Origin of the sequence: Streptomyces sp. NBC_01460, from assembly GCF_036227405.1 — a bacterium.
Lineage (GTDB): Bacteria > Actinomycetota > Actinomycetes > Streptomycetales > Streptomycetaceae > Streptomyces.
In genome coordinates, this window is record NZ_CP109473.1 from 1 (window position 1) to 15,673 (window position 15,673).

The 15,673-nt window shown below is 66.9% G+C and carries 13 protein-coding genes; 11 read left to right on the forward strand and 2 right to left on the reverse strand.

All coding sequences use genetic code 11. The annotated features are described in order from the left end of the window. Window positions 1-976 precede the first annotated feature (976 nt). On the forward strand, window positions 977-1,201 hold the full coding sequence (locus OG488_RS00005; protein WP_329224656.1) for a hypothetical protein: 225 nt from the start codon (window positions 977-979) through the stop codon (window positions 1,199-1,201). A gap of 148 nt (window positions 1,202-1,349) precedes the next feature. Further along, on the forward strand, window positions 1,350-1,508 hold the full coding sequence (locus OG488_RS00010) for a hypothetical protein (protein ID WP_329224658.1): 159 nt from the start codon (window positions 1,350-1,352) through the stop codon (window positions 1,506-1,508). A 61-nt stretch (window positions 1,509-1,569) separates the two neighbouring features. On the opposite strand, the gene OG488_RS00015 is transcribed toward OG488_RS00010, so the two are convergent. Further along, window positions 1,570-1,995 carry a hypothetical protein gene (locus tag OG488_RS00015; protein ID WP_329224660.1) on the reverse strand — a complete coding sequence of 142 codons (426 nt, stop codon included), beginning with the start codon at window positions 1,993-1,995 and terminating at the stop codon, window positions 1,570-1,572. A 367-nt stretch (window positions 1,996-2,362) separates the two neighbouring features. Between OG488_RS00015 and OG488_RS00020 the strand changes: the two genes are divergently transcribed. The 9 genes from OG488_RS00020 to OG488_RS00055 all read left to right on the forward strand — a co-directional run bounded on the left by OG488_RS00020 (window position 2,363) and on the right by OG488_RS00055 (window position 14,764). Continuing rightward, window positions 2,363-2,731: a hypothetical protein gene (locus OG488_RS00020; RefSeq protein WP_329224662.1), complete on the forward strand. Its 369-nt coding sequence runs from the start codon at window positions 2,363-2,365 to the stop codon at window positions 2,729-2,731. A gap of 86 nt (window positions 2,732-2,817) precedes the next feature. Continuing rightward, on the forward strand, window positions 2,818-3,540 hold the full coding sequence (locus OG488_RS00025) for a hypothetical protein (RefSeq protein ID WP_329224664.1): 723 nt from the start codon (window positions 2,818-2,820) through the stop codon (window positions 3,538-3,540). A 386-nt stretch (window positions 3,541-3,926) separates the two neighbouring features. Then, entirely contained in the window at window positions 3,927-4,412 is a 486-nt protein-coding gene (locus tag OG488_RS39150; protein WP_443074269.1) for a Pycsar system effector family protein, read from the forward strand. A 45-nt stretch (window positions 4,413-4,457) separates the two neighbouring features. Continuing rightward, window positions 4,458-5,117 carry a Crp/Fnr family transcriptional regulator gene (locus tag OG488_RS00030; RefSeq protein WP_250294422.1) on the forward strand — a complete coding sequence of 220 codons (660 nt, stop codon included), beginning with the start codon at window positions 4,458-4,460 and terminating at the stop codon, window positions 5,115-5,117. 102 nt (window positions 5,118-5,219) lie between these two features. Continuing rightward, complete coding sequence (locus OG488_RS00035; RefSeq protein WP_329224668.1) at window positions 5,220-6,017, forward strand: hypothetical protein; 798 nt, start codon at window positions 5,220-5,222, stop codon at window positions 6,015-6,017. A gap of 306 nt (window positions 6,018-6,323) precedes the next feature. Further along, entirely contained in the window at window positions 6,324-8,327 is a 2,004-nt protein-coding gene (locus tag OG488_RS00040) for a hypothetical protein (RefSeq protein WP_329224671.1), read from the forward strand. Further along, window positions 8,324-9,013 (forward strand): hypothetical protein, encoded by a 690-nt coding sequence (locus tag OG488_RS00045; RefSeq protein WP_329224673.1) that lies wholly within the window; start codon window positions 8,324-8,326, stop codon window positions 9,011-9,013. The genes OG488_RS00040 and OG488_RS00045 overlap by 4 nt, the downstream gene beginning before the upstream one ends. Before the next feature lie 1,571 nt (window positions 9,014-10,584). Beyond that, window positions 10,585-13,698 carry an NB-ARC domain-containing protein gene (locus OG488_RS00050; RefSeq protein WP_329224675.1) on the forward strand — a complete coding sequence of 1,038 codons (3,114 nt, stop codon included), beginning with the start codon at window positions 10,585-10,587 and terminating at the stop codon, window positions 13,696-13,698. Window positions 13,699-14,566: 868 nt separating this feature from the next. Beyond that, window positions 14,567-14,764: a DUF397 domain-containing protein gene (locus OG488_RS00055; RefSeq protein ID WP_329224676.1), complete on the forward strand. Its 198-nt coding sequence runs from the start codon at window positions 14,567-14,569 to the stop codon at window positions 14,762-14,764. A gap of 102 nt (window positions 14,765-14,866) precedes the next feature. Here OG488_RS00055 and OG488_RS00060 read toward each other — a convergent pair whose 3' ends face one another. After that, window positions 14,867-15,583: a class I SAM-dependent methyltransferase gene (locus OG488_RS00060; protein WP_329224677.1), complete on the reverse strand. Its 717-nt coding sequence runs from the start codon at window positions 15,581-15,583 to the stop codon at window positions 14,867-14,869. Window positions 15,584-15,673: the final 90 nt, after the last annotated feature.

The window sequence follows — 15,673 nt, forward strand, 5'->3', positions numbered from 1 at the left end:
TCAGTTGGGCCTGGCGGCCCAACTCCGGCCTGACGGCCGGATGGTGACGCGTCGTCATGCCTGGCGGCATGACTGTGGGTTGGGGTGGGTTGGGGTTTGCCCCTGGCGGGGCAAACGGGGTGGTGTTCGGGCCTGACGGCCCGATGGGTGGTGGGGTGTCATGCCTGGCGGCATGACTGGGGGTTGGGTGGGCTTGTTCCCCTTCCCTGGCGGTCGGGGGTGTTGAGGTTGGGCGCCTGTCGGCGCTGTTGATGTCATTTTGGTTTTTGGGCAGGGATTTGATTCGGTGTCTCCCCTGGCGGAGAGTCTGGGTGTGTCTTGTGAGCTGGGCGTTGTGTTGGTTGGCCTGACGGCCTGGATGAGTGGTGGTTGGGGTGGGTTGGGCCTGAGGGTGCGGGGCTACGCCCTCGCGGTAGTCGAACTGTCTGTCTTCCGGGCCTTCCTGGCGGGAGTTTGTGCGGGGCCGAGTATGACGCTCGGTCTTCTGCCCCTTCGTTGCCTTCGGCCCGGCCTGGGCATCCCGTGGGCAAATCCTCTTGATGTTCCTTGTCCTGCCGGACTGCCCGTGGATCGTGTCCTTCTGAGCTCCTCGCTACTCGGCGAACTGCCTATGAGGATGGCCGTCCGCTTCTCCCCCGTCCTACCGATCTAGGCGTACACGTCTCCCTTGGGTTACCTGGTGCGGGGGGGCGCAGTGGGGAGCTTCTCCGGCCCTCAGTCCTGCCACTTTCCTGCCCGCCATGTCGAACTCATGCCGGAGGCAGTACCGATGACCACCCGCCAAGCACCCGGGGCACCACCCGCGCCGATCGCCGCTACGCTGAACACGCCACCCTGGGCCAGGGCCGAAGCCCCACAGGGACGCGCTCACGCAGAGAGCCGCAGCAGGACCGCCGACCGCGCGGCGCACACCCCCGCGGACGACACCACGCAGGTGTCCGCTGTCCTCGATCCCTCTGCTCAAGGGAGCAGCATCATGACCCGGGACAACGATCCCGCGCGCGTCCAGCCGCCCAACCTCGCGCCCATCCCGCAGCAGCCCGCTGTCGGTGCCGGTGCCGGCCTGACCGCCGCGATGGCCCAGGGCGCCGCTCAGGGTGCCGCCCGTTCCATCACGGCTCGGCTGGTGGACAAGTGCCTCACTAACCCGCCCGACTGGCTCAGAGCCCTGTGGCACGCCCTACCGAGACCCTGGGAGTAGCCACTGCGGCCGGGCAGGACCACCTGCCCGGCCGCTCGGACATCAGGCGGTGCCGAATTCGTGGGCGGGGCCGCCGCGCCATTCCACCCACTGCGGTCGTCCAGAAGGGCCTCGGGATCAGTGAAGCCAATGCCCTCAAGGAACGTCCTTGCCCAAGAACAGCTCGTACCTCAAGGTGCTGGAAGACCTGCGCCTGCTGCCGCTTCTGATGCGCATTCGGTGGGAGGTGAATCTCGTTCCCGTTCCACCCCGTAAATCGGTGAGGAACCGGCCCAAGGCATACCGTCCCAGTGCCAGCCGCTACTGACAGCGGAGGCTTGCCCAGGGTCAACGCGAGCGGCGCGACGACGCGGAGTACTGGTGCGCCGTCAGAAGTTCATCGCTCTCCAGCGCTCGATCCCCTCGGCCTGCCAGTTCTTCACAGGCTGCCGTGGAGTCCCGTGGGCGGTCGCCGCCGTGTTGCCGTCGCCTTTGGGCTGGCCCGCGTCGGAGTCTTCGCTGGACGAAGCGGTCGCGCGTACGGAAGTAGTTGGATGGAGGAGCTGTCCTCCGAAGATGGTCTGCAAGCTTGAGGGGTCCGTGCCCTTGCCCAGCGGGAGCCACGCCTCGGGCGGTGAGGTCGTCGCAACCGATGGCGGCTCCGTTCCGACGGGAGCGAAGAACACCTGAGCAGGCTCTTCCCACACCGTCGACTTCAGGGCGACCTGCGCGTCGAAGACTTCCGGCCTGAGCCGCAGAACACCGTCCTTCCACAGAGCTTCGATGTAGGAGAGGAGCTCGATCGTCGCGACCATGGTCCAGGCGACCAGCCGGGAGGGAGTTTTGCGGTAACCGTCCCTACGGGCTGCAGGAGCTGGCCCGGCACGCCGGCTACAGCTTCTCCGGTGTGCGTACCGCGTACGGCGAGAAGGAAGTCGAGGCAGTTGCCGAGCAGATCGGGCGGGCACCAAACCGGCCAAGCCGCCACCACACCGCCGAGGAAACACGGGGATGACGATGACCCGGGCCTGTGTGACCGGGAGTGATGCGGCCGCTGGCGTCGGGGCGAGCGCTATGGTCCTTGGCCGTGGACGCTCCTGATCTTGACTACCGGGCCCGGACGAGGTCCGGCTGCATCCCGCCGGAGCTGGTCTCGCGGCTGCTCGAACGAGGCATAGCGACGTGGTGGAGTTGCAGGCCGGACGCAGGGAGTGGTTCTGCGCGCTGGCGTGGGCTCGGGTGCTGGGTGGTCAGGGCCGAGAGGCCGACGCGTGGGAGACGCTCGCCCCGTACGTGGCAACGCGCTGGTGGACGGCTGTTGTTGCCGCGGCCGAGTTACTGGAGGGCTGGGGCCGCATCGACGAGGCGATCGACCTCACCCGGACCGGCATGGAAGCCGGACACCCGATGGCTTTGGAGGCCTACACGAGGCTACTTGCCCGGCACGGCCGCGCCGGGGAGGCGTTCGACCTGCTCGTGCCGCACATCCATGACTGGGTGCTCGCCACCGCCTTGGTCGACGTCGCCTCCGTTGCCGGCCGCGACGAGTAGGCTGCCGCGCTGTTCGCCGACCGGATTCGGGCCGAGCTCACTGCTGCGAGGGCCCGTAGTGCTGCCGCGGCCTCGATCCCGACACAGTGCTCGGCCTGCTCGCGACGATCCGCGAGCGCCAGGGCCACATCGATGAAGCCATCGCCCTGCTCCGCCGCCGGCAGATCACCTCGGTCAACAGCCGAGACCAACTCGACGACCCGTTGGCCCGGCACGGCCGGATCGAGGAACTGCAGGCCTACGCCGCGCTGGACAGTCATGAGGAGGCCGTACAGCAGCTGGCGGAGGCCGGGCGCTTGCACGAAGCCGATACCGTCCTCCAGCAGCGGCTGGATCACAAGAACAGCCACGACCTCGCCGGCTCCCTCATCGACCTCGGCCGCGTGGAGGAGGCGCTGAGCACCCTCCCCACAGCCCCCGCCACCGCTCACGCCAACAACACACCTGTGGTCCGACAAGCCACCGTTCTGAAACCCTCACCACGTACGGGCGATGACAGCCCCTCATCCGCTGGCAGAGGAGGCGGCCATGCGGTTGACGGCAGCCCGCGGCTGGGCACTCAGGAACGTGGGGTGCCGCCTCGCAAGTCACCGGCCGGAGCCAACCTGAGGCAGCCACCGGCGCGGCCCGTCCAGTCGACGTACGAAGGGCCCCGGACGCGCCCCGCATCCACGATGCCTTCAGGTCACCACATAAAGGCGTGGCGTAGCCCGGGGCCCACCCGAACGCGTAGACCGCCATCAACTGATCACAAAGGCCAATCCTGGACAGCCGCGCTCGCCGCCCTCGGACTGGAATGGGCGGCCTGACGGACCAACACGGCGCCCTCTGGAGATTTCCTCGGCGGGGCCGTGCCGGTTCTGCTACCCGTGGCGGTTCGGCTGTGTCTGGGTGTCTGGGTGTCTGGGTGTCTGTGAAGTTCTCGTTGCCGGTTTGTTGTGTCGCGGGGTGGGGACTGCTGGCGCAGCAGGGATGGTGATGGAAGTTGCTGGGTCTGTGCCCTGTGGTGGGCTTCGGTGGTCCAGGGAGGTGGGCATGGTGGATGGGCATCGCGGTTGGCGCGGTGTTCGGCGCTGGGGAGGCTGACGTGGTTGGTGCTTCGTGTTCTGAGTGGATGCAGGCGGGTCGGAGGCAGTGGGTGATGCAGGCGGGTCGGAGGCAGTGGGTGATGCAGGCGGGTCGGAGGCAGTGGGTGATGCAGGCGGGTCGGAGGCAGTGGGTTCGGGAGTGCGCTTCGTATGCGTTTACTGAGGTGCAGCGGGCGGATGTGAAGGCGACGGTGCTGTGTGGGGTGGCCGGGGCTCTGTTGGGTGTGGGGGTTGTCGGTCTGACGGGTGCGTGGGGTGTTCGGTGGGTGTTGGCCTGTTCTCTGACGGTGGCGTGTGTGCTGCTGGGGTTGAGTGTCGGGGTTTCGCTGTGGGCCATAAGGCCAGTGATTCCTGCTGGGGGGTTTCAGCGTGAGTTGGCGGGGTGTGGGGGTGTGCGTGGTCTTGAGGAGTTTGTGGCTGCGGTGGGGCGTGGGGGTGCGGTCGATGAGCAGTGGTGGGAGGTGCGTCGGTTGTGGGTGCTGAGTGTGCTGGCTGGTCGTAAGTTGATGTGGGTGCGTCTAGGGGTTGATTTGGTCATTTCGGCTCTGGTTGTGGCTGGATTGGGTGTGTTGATCACCTACGTGTTGGGTTGAGACGATGCATGACGTGTGCTCGTGAGCAGGCGTGATGGGGGGCATGTGTATCAGTCGCATCTCGAACTGATTGGCGGATCTTTGTGGTCTGCGTTGCAGGGTCTGGCTCCGCAGCGTGTGCGGCCGGCCCGGAGTCTGTTGTTGCGGCAGGGGGATCCTGCAACGCACGTGATCATGCTTGATGCTGGCTCGACTCTGGTGACGCTGACTGGTCAGCGGGGTGAGCGTGCTCTGCTTGCGGTGCGGGGCGCTGGGGCTCTTCTGGGTGAGCTGGCTGTACTGGATGAGCAGCCGCGTACTGCTTCGGTCATCGCAGCTGAGGCGTGTCACGTTCGCATCGTTCCGGCCTCTGACTTTCTGGCGTTTGTCGAGGAGCATCATCTGCTGGCGCCGTTGCTGCGTCACGCCATTAATCGGGTGCGGGAGGGACAAGCGGTCCGGCTTGAGCTGTCGACGGCGTCGGTGCCGGTGCGTCTGGCGTCAGCTCTGGGGCGGCTGTCCGATGCAGCGTCTTCTGCGGCTACGGGCCTTGTCGTGCGTCTGACGCAGACGGAGCTTTCCCAGATGATCGGGGCCTCTCGCAACGCGGTGGGAAATGCTCTCCGGCCCTGGCGTGAGGAGGGGTGGGTGGCCACGGAATCGGGGGGCGGGCTCCTCATCCGCAACATTGGTGCCATCCAGTCACACGCCCATACACAAGCGTGATGAGGGGCACGCCGGTGGTGCCCCCTGGTGGGCACCACCAGCCTGACAGGGGGAACAGCATGAGGTCTTCGTGCACGCCTGTCCCCCTTTGGAGGGCCCCTCATGGCATCACCGATCCCTCAAGACCGTCTCGTGCCCGCGGAACACGCGCTGGTGGTCATCGACATGAAGGAGTACAGCAAGTTCCCTGAGGCGAAGATGGCCCCGGTCCGCTCCGATGTGGACGACATCCTGGCCACCGTGCTCGCTGAGTGCGGGCTCAAGGACCCTCGCGAGGAAGCGAATGCGTTCAAGGACCGTGGTGACGGCGCCATTTTGGTTTTTCCGGCCCCGTACCTGGCTCGGCTCGTCGATCCGCTGTTGGGACGTCTCAACGCAGCGCTGACGCGCTACGACCAGCAGCGGCTGAGTAGTGCCCCTGCTGTCTACCTCCGGGCCAGTGTGCACGTCGGGCCGCTGTCCCTGCCGGATCACCGGGGTGATGCCATCAATGACGCGTGCCGGCTGGTCGACAGCCAGGAGGTGCGCGGGGCGCTGGCCGCGGCGGTCGAGGGGGGTGCCTTTCTGGCAGTCGCGCTCTCCGAGACTGCATATCGGCGTACCGTGCGTGCCGGGCGGACACCGGGGCTGGACCGGCAGCATTTCCTTGAGACCCTCGCCCACGTCAGCGACAAGCCGCACTTCACGGAGCCGTGCCGCCTTCATGTGCCGGGGCTGACCGGCAAGGCGGTACTCCCCCACCTCGTCGAAGCTCCGCCACCGGCCTCGCAGCCGGCGAGCGCTCCCATCGCTGCGCCGGCCGCAGGCAGTGGCGGCATCTTCCAGTTCCACGAGCAGGTCGTCGACTCCACGATCGCCAACCACATCGGCAAGCTGCGGATCGACCGTCGCCCGCGCTGAGACGGCCCGTCTCTCATCGCCTCCTGCACCCTCGCGTCCACCTCACCCTGGAGTGCCCGCATGTCCGACACCCCCATCGATGCCTCACGGCCCGAGCCCCCAGCACCGGAAGATGAGTCCGGCCCCGGCGGCTGGTTGCGCAGGCTGCGCCCAGAAGGCCAGCCTCCCCAACCGGTGCGGGACACGCCGGGTGAGCGCTCTCACGCGCCTCTGACGGGGCCGGCCGGGTCGGTAGATCCGCACCACAACGCGCCGAGTCTGCTGCGCACCGACGGGGCGGCTACGCACCTATACGGGGAGGTCGGTGTGGTCGCCAACGTCGTCGAGGAACTGAACCTGCAGACGAGCACACATAAGCGGGATGTGCTCGAGGGTGTCGAGATCGACCGCGGACGGCTCCTGGATCAGCCGTTCGTCCGTGGCCCCCACTGGGACGCCGTCTGGACCCAGGCGCTGGATGCCGTCAGCGGCCGCCCGCAGCAACCCGTACTTGTCATCGTGGCGCCGCGCTCGTTCGGGTCGACGACGTTCGCCCTGCGGCTGCTGGCGCAGCACACCGATAGTCATGTGGGTCTCGTCAAACTGGATGCGGACTGGAGCTTTCCCACCAAGGGGCGCCTGCCGCTGGAGAAAGAGCATGCCTTCCAGCTCGACCTCAAGCACCCGGAGAACGACCAGCTGTCCTCGGACTTCCTGAACGCGCTGTCGTCGCACGCCTCCCAGCTTCGTGCGATCGGCTCCTATCTGGTGCTGACCGTGGCGCAGGAGTTGTGGCGCGATCACCGCCTGGGCGAGCGTGAGGGGGTCCATGTCGTTCATCTGCGGGAGGCGCCCGACGCCCAGAAGGTGGTCGAGGCGCATCTAGAAGCTTATGGCTATGAGCGGCTGATCACGTCTCTGCAGTCCTATTCCAAGGCACAAGCGTCCTTACGGGGGCTGACCGCTGTCGCCGCCGAGCGCGCAGCTCACACCATCGTGATGGTATGGCAGGAGCACTCCCATCTGGAGCAGTCGCCAATCCCGGCCCGCGTCGGTGAGCAGCCCGCGATGAGCCTGGAAGACCGTCTTACCGCGGCGCTGACCGACTGGCGCAGCGAACTCGACGCTCTGTTCGGCGAAATGACGCATTTGCATAGCCATGGCAATCCCTCGCTCACGGTGGAGGACCGCTGTCTGCTGCTGGCTCTCGCCGTGCAGCAGTCCGCGCCCATGCCCGATGTCGCGCGCGGCGCGCAGGAACTGCTGACACGGGCTGCCGGCCAGTCCTCCGCCTCGTCCGGTGCAGGCGGTGCGTTCGCTGCGGCCCCCAGCGCCCTTGCCGGTCGGGGGCTGCGCCGCCGCATCCTGGACGTGGGGGCCGATGTAGACGGTCAGGACAGGGTCGTCTTTGACCGACCCGCGTACGGGCGGGCGGTGCTGGAGTACGTCTGGGACAACTACGACACGATGCGTGAGCCGCTGCTGGCCTGGCTGGTCGATGCGGCGCAGACGCCCAGCCTTGAGGACCCGACGGTCAGTGCGCTGGCCGAACTCACTCTGCGGCACGGAACGATGGGCTACCTCACCGCGCTGGGAAAGACGGCGTGCGCCAAGAAGCCCGAGGTGCTGGGCGCGGTCATGGAAAGCGCGGTGCGCAACGAGCACATCGGCCGTCTGGCGTGGGAGGCGCTCTACCGGTGGGCGGAGCAGGACGAGTACGCGCCGGCGGTGATCGTGTTGTGCCGGCGCATCCTGGAGGACACGACCGTCGCTCCTTCCGTGGCGAAGCGGGCCATGGTGCGTCTGCGCCGGATCGCGCACACCACTGGTGAGAGTGCCAACCGTGAGTTGGTCCTGGCTGCCTATACCGAGCTCGCTCAGCAGCCCGTCGGTGCCGTGCGTCTGGCAGCTGAGGTCCGTGAGTGGCAGCAGAGCAAGGGCTCTGCCCGGGGCGGGAGTCTGGCTTTTCTGGCGCTGATGGCGGCCCAGGACGACGGCGCCCCGTGGCTGCTGGCGCAGTCTTCGCTGGATATCGACGTGTCGCGTGGGGTGCATGATCTGCTGGGCAACCCGCGTACGGTCGCGGAGATCATTCCGCGGCTATCCCATTGGATTCGCGCCAGCACCACCGATCCTGTGGCCTATGGCCGGCTGCGGGACCAGCTCCTTCCGGCGCTGCGCGGCCACAACATGTTCGAGGCCGGCATGAATCTCATGCGGGAATTGCGTGGCATCTCCACCGCCGAGGGCACCAGCGTGGCAGACGACTTCTACCACCACCTCGTGGACACCCGTCTGCACGCTGTCTTTCCGCTGCAGGACGGCGCATGAGGTGGCCGTGGCAGCGTGCTGCCCGCACCAGTGCATCGGCCCAGCCCCGGTTGCTGCCCAGCGTAAGCGAGGGGGTCTGTTTCGAGGCGGTCTACACCATCGTGTGGCGTCCGCGCTGGCGCGCCGGTCCCCAGGTGGAGGAGAGCGTGCGGGCCCATGTTCACGCGACGGCGATGGGTGCAGCGGCAGCCCAGCCGGTGGTCGATCTGCCTGCCGCCCAGGACCAGGTCAATGCCGCCTTCTGCCTCCCCCACCTCAGCCCGTACTACCGGCTGCTGAGTGCGCGGGCAGTGCTGGGCCTGCCTACTGGTGCCCAAGAACTGCTCGCTCAGCAGCAGGCCGACGAGCAGCGCATCCGGCGTCTGTGCTTCCTCAAGAAGAACCTCTACGACCGTCCCGACCTCGTCGTCCTGGACCAGATGGAGCGCCGCGCAACAGGGGCACTGGACGAGGAGCTGGTAGGTGAGCTCCAGCGCCTGGCCCGTCTGATCAGTTCCTGTGACCAATGGTGGTTTCCCCTGCTGCAGCAGTGGGAGCTAGTGGGCCAAGGCTTCAAGGATCCGGAGAAGCAGAAACAGGCTCTGATCCTGCTGACAGAATCGCTCACCGCTCTCAACGGTGGCACCTTGCCTGAGGCTCTCACGGGCACTCAGAGCGAGGCCGCTGCGCGAAGGGCCCATCCGTGAAACTCCTTCTGTGGCGGATGGTGCTCTCCCCCCTCACCTGTGTGCAGGCCTTACGCATACGCCAACGCAGCACCGTGTCCCTGTCGTTCGATGCTGCCTGGCGTCAAGCCCGTATGAACCGCCATCCCGACGAGATGGTCTACCGGCATCACGGACACCGGGCAACGGCTCCCCGCACGGGCCCGGATCAGAATCCGCACGACAGGTCTCCGTCAGCCCCTCTCTGAAGACGTCAAAAGCCTCGATACGCCGCTGCGAGGGCAGAGAATCCCCGGAATCCGCCAGGGAGAGCCGTCGCGTCCGCAACACGTCCCGTAGGCGGGCAGCCCGCCACAGGCGTACGTAGGTACCAGCCGCCAGCCCACCTACTGATCGCGGGAAAGTCCCAGCGGCGCACCGCCATCGGCACAGCCACGAAGTTGCTGAGCAGTGCCGAGCTGCCCAGGCCGCCCACGATGGAGGCAGCCGTCACGTTTGCACGAGGGGCTGCCCTATTCGCGTGTCAGCGACCTGCTGCGCAGGAGCTGTGCGAGCCGATCACTGGTGATTCTCGACGCGTGCACCAGCGGCAGCGCGCTCCCCGACTTCATCGATGCACGGGATGGGGAGCAGACGCCTTCCCGAGGTCCGAAGGAGGAGTACATCCTGACGGCGACAGGCCCCGACGGATGGGCGTTGGACCGCGACCCGGCCAACCCGAGCAGTCGCTACACGGCCTTCCTCCACGTCCCGAACGACAGGGGCGATGACACATCCCTGTCCCTAGACGTTCCCACGCTGCAGAGGTCGCTTACCCGTCGCCTCGCTCAGGACGCTCTACCGAAGCCACATCTGTTCGCACGAAACAGCAGTCCGCAGTCGTTCCCCCTCATCTTTCCCTGCAAGTCCGCCGACCACTTCCCTTCCAACAGTCCGGGGTTGGATCCGTGAACTGGCCGACTTACGGCAGGCTGGCGCCACTTCCCGGGCCGGGCACCCCGCACCGGGCGGATGGACCGTGGTGCTGCCCGTAGCGGCTGCTGAGGCTGGTCCCGGTGTCAGCCGCCCCGCCCCCCGGCCATCCTGTGATCCCACTGTCGTCGTGATGTTCGGCTCTGGTGGTTCTGTGGGCAACGGGCGCGCCCCTGCCTGGTTTGCGCGAGACTTGGCGCAGCACGCCCCCGCCTCTCGGTTGAAGCGAGCGACACGGCCGGGCCGGGGTCCTGGCCAGACAGCACAGGAACGTGAGGGGTGCGGCATGGTGACGATCAAAGGGGTGGGGCTTGAGGCGTTTTGTGAAGAAATGGATTGTGCGCGGCCCGCTCCTTCTGGGCGGGCTGGCCTTCCTCATATCGACAGTCCTGGAGGAGGGATGGAGCGAGGGCGACCAGGTCGCCAGCGTCTTGGGAGGCGCATTCCTACTGGTCTCGACGATATGGCCCAAGCTCAGCCCGGCAGCAGCGGCGGCTGGGCCTGCCGCACCTGGTCCCGTGACTGTCCCGGACGGGTGGGTGGAGCGGGCGGAAGCCCGCCAGGTGGTCGACGCCGTCCTGGCAGGCACCCGCGGACGCTGGCGCGGGGGCGGAGGTGCTGTGGCCATCACTGCTGGGCTGCATGGGCCGGGCGGTTTCGGCAAGACGACACTCGCCCGGTTTGCCGTTGCCCAGTCGAAGGTCCGCGAGAGATTCCCCGGCGGGATCTGGTTCATCACGATCGGCCGTGGCGTGAGGGGCAGAGCCGGGGTTGCGGCCAAGGTCGCAACGGAGATGGTGCGTATCACCGGGGTCGAGTGCACGGCCGGCGACGATCCGGAGCAGGCCGGCGTTCAGCTGGGCAAGCTCCTTGCCGCAATGCCGCAGACCCTGCTGGTGATTGACGACGTATGGGAGGCGGAGCAGCTGCGGCCGTTCCTCATGGGTGCAGAGCGGCGGTGCGTCCGGCTGATCACCACACGCAACGCGAGCGTGCTTCCCGCTCATGCCTCGCGGATCACTGTGGACCGCATGACGTACGCCCAGGCCCAGCTGGCCCTGACGAAGGGGTTGCCGCATGTGCCGGAACAGGTGGTGATCGACGACCTTGTCGAGGCGACCGGCCGGTGGGCGCTCTTGTTGCGGATCGCCAACCGTGTCCTGAGCGAGCAGTTGTCAACCGGGGCGGACGCGAATGAGGTCGGCCGACGCCTTCTCCACCGGCTGCGCGTACACGGGCCGGCGGCGAGCGACCCTCAGAAAGATTTCAACCTCGACGACACCGACGAGCGGAACCGGGCTGTGCGCGCCAGCCTCGCGGCCGCCACCGAACTCCTTCCCCCAGATGGGGGCGCAAGGTTCGCGGAACTTGGAGTCTTCGCCGAGGACGAGGCCGTCCCGATCACGCTGGTAGCCCGCCTGTGGGAGGGGGCGGCCGGTCTCGACGAGACCACTGCGCGCAGCCTGTGCAGGCAGATGGCCGACCTGTCCCTGCTCAGTCTCGACTCAAGCGTCCCAGGCGGGACCGTGGCCCTGCACGACGTGATCCGCGATCATCTCCGGGCAGAGCTGTCAGCCCGGCTGTGGGCAGTGAACAGAGCCTTTCTCGACACCCTCACCTCGGCCGGCGAGGGCGGGCCTGATTGGTGGACAACGCGCTGCGGGTACCTGCGGGACTTCCTCATCGCGCACCTGGTGGACGGGGACCGCACCCCTGATGCGGTCGCTCTGGCCACGGATTTCCGCTGGGTCAGCATGCGCCTGCACCACCACGGCCCCACCGCGCCTCTTCGGGACCTCGCCCTCGTCCCTCACGCTGATGCCGCCATTCTGGCTTCCCATCTGGAACGCGCCGCGCACCTCATGACCCCCACTACACCGCCCCAGGCCCTCGATGCCGTACTGCGCAGCCGCGTTCCTGGAGGTGCGGCATGGCTGGCGGCCGCCGATAGTGCTTTGTCGAGGCCAGCGCTCATCGACCGATGGTCCCCGCCTGATCTGCCCAGCTCTGCGCTCCTGCGGACCCTTACGCATCAGGCACCCGTTGAGGAGATGGCCTTCAGCCTTGACGGGACACGCCTCGCCACCATTGACATCAGTGGCCGAGTCCGGGTCTGGGATGCCTTGAGCGGGGCGCAGGTAGGGGAACTGCCGCGACACAGCCGAATGAAGGAACTGGCTTTCGGTAACGATGGAGCACATCTGCTCACCGTCGATGGCGATGGCATCGTCGACGGCTGGGATCTGACCACGGGCTCGGAGCTGAACCAGTTCTTTCCAGGCAAATGCCGTGCTGCCGCCTTCAGCGCTGACGGGTCTCGTCTCTTCACCGCACTGGAGGACGGCGTAGTTACGACCTGGGACACGGCTACCGGCGCCAGTCTCAATGAGTTTCAGACGCCTGTCAGTAGCTCAGGCCGGCTTCTGGTGAGTCAGGACGGCACGACGCTGGTCTTCTCAAGGCGTGGTGGCATGCGTTCCTACTACTGCGACGCCGACACCGGCAGCAACCTGAAAACTCTGCAGGGCCGACCTGTGGCGGTTACAGCGGACGGAGCTCACGTTGCCACAGTTCAGGGGGGAAGTGTCAGCATCTGGAGTACATCGTCCAGCGTTCGTCTGCAGGAGCTCCGCGACTGCCTCGACGTCACTGTGGCAGCGTTCAATGCCGACGGCACGGCACTTGCTACCGGGAACCACGAGGGCGTCGTGGAGGTGTGGGACCTCGCCACGAGGACACGGGCCCGTCGTTTCCACCATGGATCGCTGTGCTCATCGCTGGGCTTCAGCGCGGACGGTCTGAGGCTCACAAGCGCCAGCATGGACAAAACTGTCCGGATCTGGGACCTCGCCACTAGTTCGGTGCAGCCGCAGGAGGCCCCTGTCGGTGTCGCGGCGGTCTCCACTGATGGGTCCCGCATCGCCACCGTGAGCCGTGAGGGGTTCTCCGTCTGGGATTCCACGAGCGGTGTGCAAGTCCAACGCTTCGCAAGAGGCGATGGATCCGCCGGGCAGGAGCTGTGGTTCACCCCTCCCTTGTACGGAGACCCGGCCGATCTGCTCTCGGCAGCTTTTACGGCGACAGGCATCCACTTCGCCGCGGCCGCGGATCGCCAGACAGTTGGCGTGTGGGACGCCGCTGGGACGCTGCTTGTACAACTCGCCTGTGCCGGGCCGCTGGAGAAAGTGGAACTCAGCCCGCCAGGAGATCTTCTTGCCACGGTCGACCGGCAGGGAACTGTCGGTGTCTGGGACATCGCCAGCGGCATGCAGATACATCAGTTCCCTCACCACAGATCGCGCAGGATTGTGTTCAGCCCAGACGGATCCCGCCTCGCTACAGCCGGAACCCTCGTCTGGGACACTGCGTCAGGCGTACAGGTCTCGCATGTGGCGCACCACTCAGCGCGAGCGTGGGCCTTGGCATTCACTCCGGACAACGGTCGGCTTGCCGTCGTTGATGGCAGCGTCGGATTCCGGGTAGTGGACATCGCCACCGAATCCGTCATTCACAGGTTCCGCGGCACTAGGGTCAGGGCGGCAGCCTTCAGCTCCGACGGCAAGTACCTCGCTGGCGCGGGAGGCGACACAATCTTCGTATGGGACGCCACGACAGGTGAACTCCTCACCAGCATGCGGGCCGACAGCGACCTTGAATCCGTGATCTGGCATCCCGACAGTCGAGCCCTCTTTGCTGGCGGCCGTGGCCTCCTCGGCTACGAGTTCACCGTATAGGCCAACAGACTGCGCGGAGATGAGCACTGGCTCTCGGGCGGAGGTGGCGTGCGTTTGGCATGCCAATGCTGCCGCCCGTCCCGCGAGCAGCAGGAAGGGGGCCCAGCTTCGCTCTGGCCCCTTCCCGTCCCCGTGGCTCTCTCCCCCGCTGATTCCGGCCGAATGCGGGCGGGTTGCGGTGCGATGTCGGCACGGCGGCGTTCGCACAGCCAGCGATCACGGCCTGGCGCCAGCACGAAACGTCTCGCATGAACTCCCAGCCCGGCGTCGCGGCCTGGGCCGTCCACGAGGCTATCCCTCACGCTGTGCCTGAGGGCGAAGGTCCGTGGTCCGACACCCCTGCCAGTCTGGTCAGCCAACGACTGCAGAAGACACTTGAAGCCTGGCAACAGGGACTCGGGCCGGCAGGTGACCGGATCTTCCTCTCCACCGGGGATGGTCTGGCCCCGGCACGGTCGATGCCCGCCTGAAGGGCAACAAGCTCGCACTGCACATCCTGCGTCGCCATACCGACCACACTCCGGGACTCACTGCCCCAGTCGCCCATCGCTGGGCGGAGCCGCGTGGAAGCCGCCCCCTGACAACGTCGGTCGGGCCGGTTACGGCGGGCTATGCCGCCTGGCCGTGGCAGAAAACCCTGGGCATAGTCTCCTTCTACCTGCACACGCTGTGCGAACGCAGAGACTTTGACCTGGCCGACTGCGACGCCTACACCAAGGAGCGGCTGTGGTTGGCGAGCACCGGTCTGCTGCGACGTCCTCCCCACCGCCATACACCGCTACCGCGACGCGTCAGGTGATCAAGACGCTCGTCTGCCCCGCCACGCATGTTGCACGTGACCTGACGGCTCGAGCGCCGCTTTCTGCTCATGAGCGCCCCCGAGTCCAGCTGGTTCAATGCCTCCTACAACAACGACACGGGCGGTTCCTGTATCAAGATCGCACCCCTGCTCGACCAGGTCGGCTTCCGCGACTCCAAAAACAAGAAGGGCCCCGCCGTCGTTGTCCCGCAGGCCGCATGGAGTGCTTTCCTCGGCCCCGCCACCGAGTCGAACATCACGGTGTAGCGCTCCGAGTCGTAAGCCGCGGTGTAGAAATCCGCGGTGAACGCAACGGGTCCCCCTCAGAGGAATTGAGGGGGACCCATTTTGCGCTTGACCTGGGCCATCCTACGGCCGACTGCTCTTTGCCCGAAAGACAGTGGTCGTCATGGGCGTGGCCCCCTCCGGGCCTTGGTCGCGAATCACGTCGCAACTCAGCAACTCGAATCCGTACCCGTCCAGCAACTTCTCCCACACGGGCGTGTCGAGCACCCACCGCTGCATGGTGCTGGCGGTGCCGTCCGCGAGGCGGGCAGGAACATCAGCTGGCTGGCACTCGGTGGCCGGCGGAGTGCCGTTCTTGTAGTGGCCGAGCGTGGAGAAGACCAGTCGACCGCCCGGCCTGAGGGCCGCCGCGACCGCGGGGAGCAGCACGTGCGGATCGCAGAAGTCCACGGCGCCGAACAGCGAGTAGGCCACATCGAGAGTGCTTGGGCGATCGGACAGGTACGTCGCTGCGTCGGTGTGGACCAGCTCCAGGCGAGGGACGTCACCGTGCATGGCCGTGCTGCGGGCATGCTGCGCTTCGGAGCTGTCCAGTGCGATGACGCGAGCCGGTCCCATGGTCCGGGCCACGTACGCGGCCTGGCAGGCCGATCCAGCGCCGAGCTCGGCGACGTCGCGATCGACGACGTCGCCTAGGAGTTCTTCGCCTGGCCCCGTGCGCTGGTACCAGTCCCAGTGCAGCCTGGTGAGCGCTGGACGGTCCGGCGAGGCCGATGCCCCGTAGTGGTGCCAGAGGTCGGAAGCGGCCGTTGAGGTCGGTGAGGTTGGAGTCACGGGCACATACTGGCCCGCTCCTCATGATCGACGTTGTGGCCATGCATGATCTGCACTCGTCCGCGTGACGCCGGCCCCGCCCGGCCGGGAGCTCCG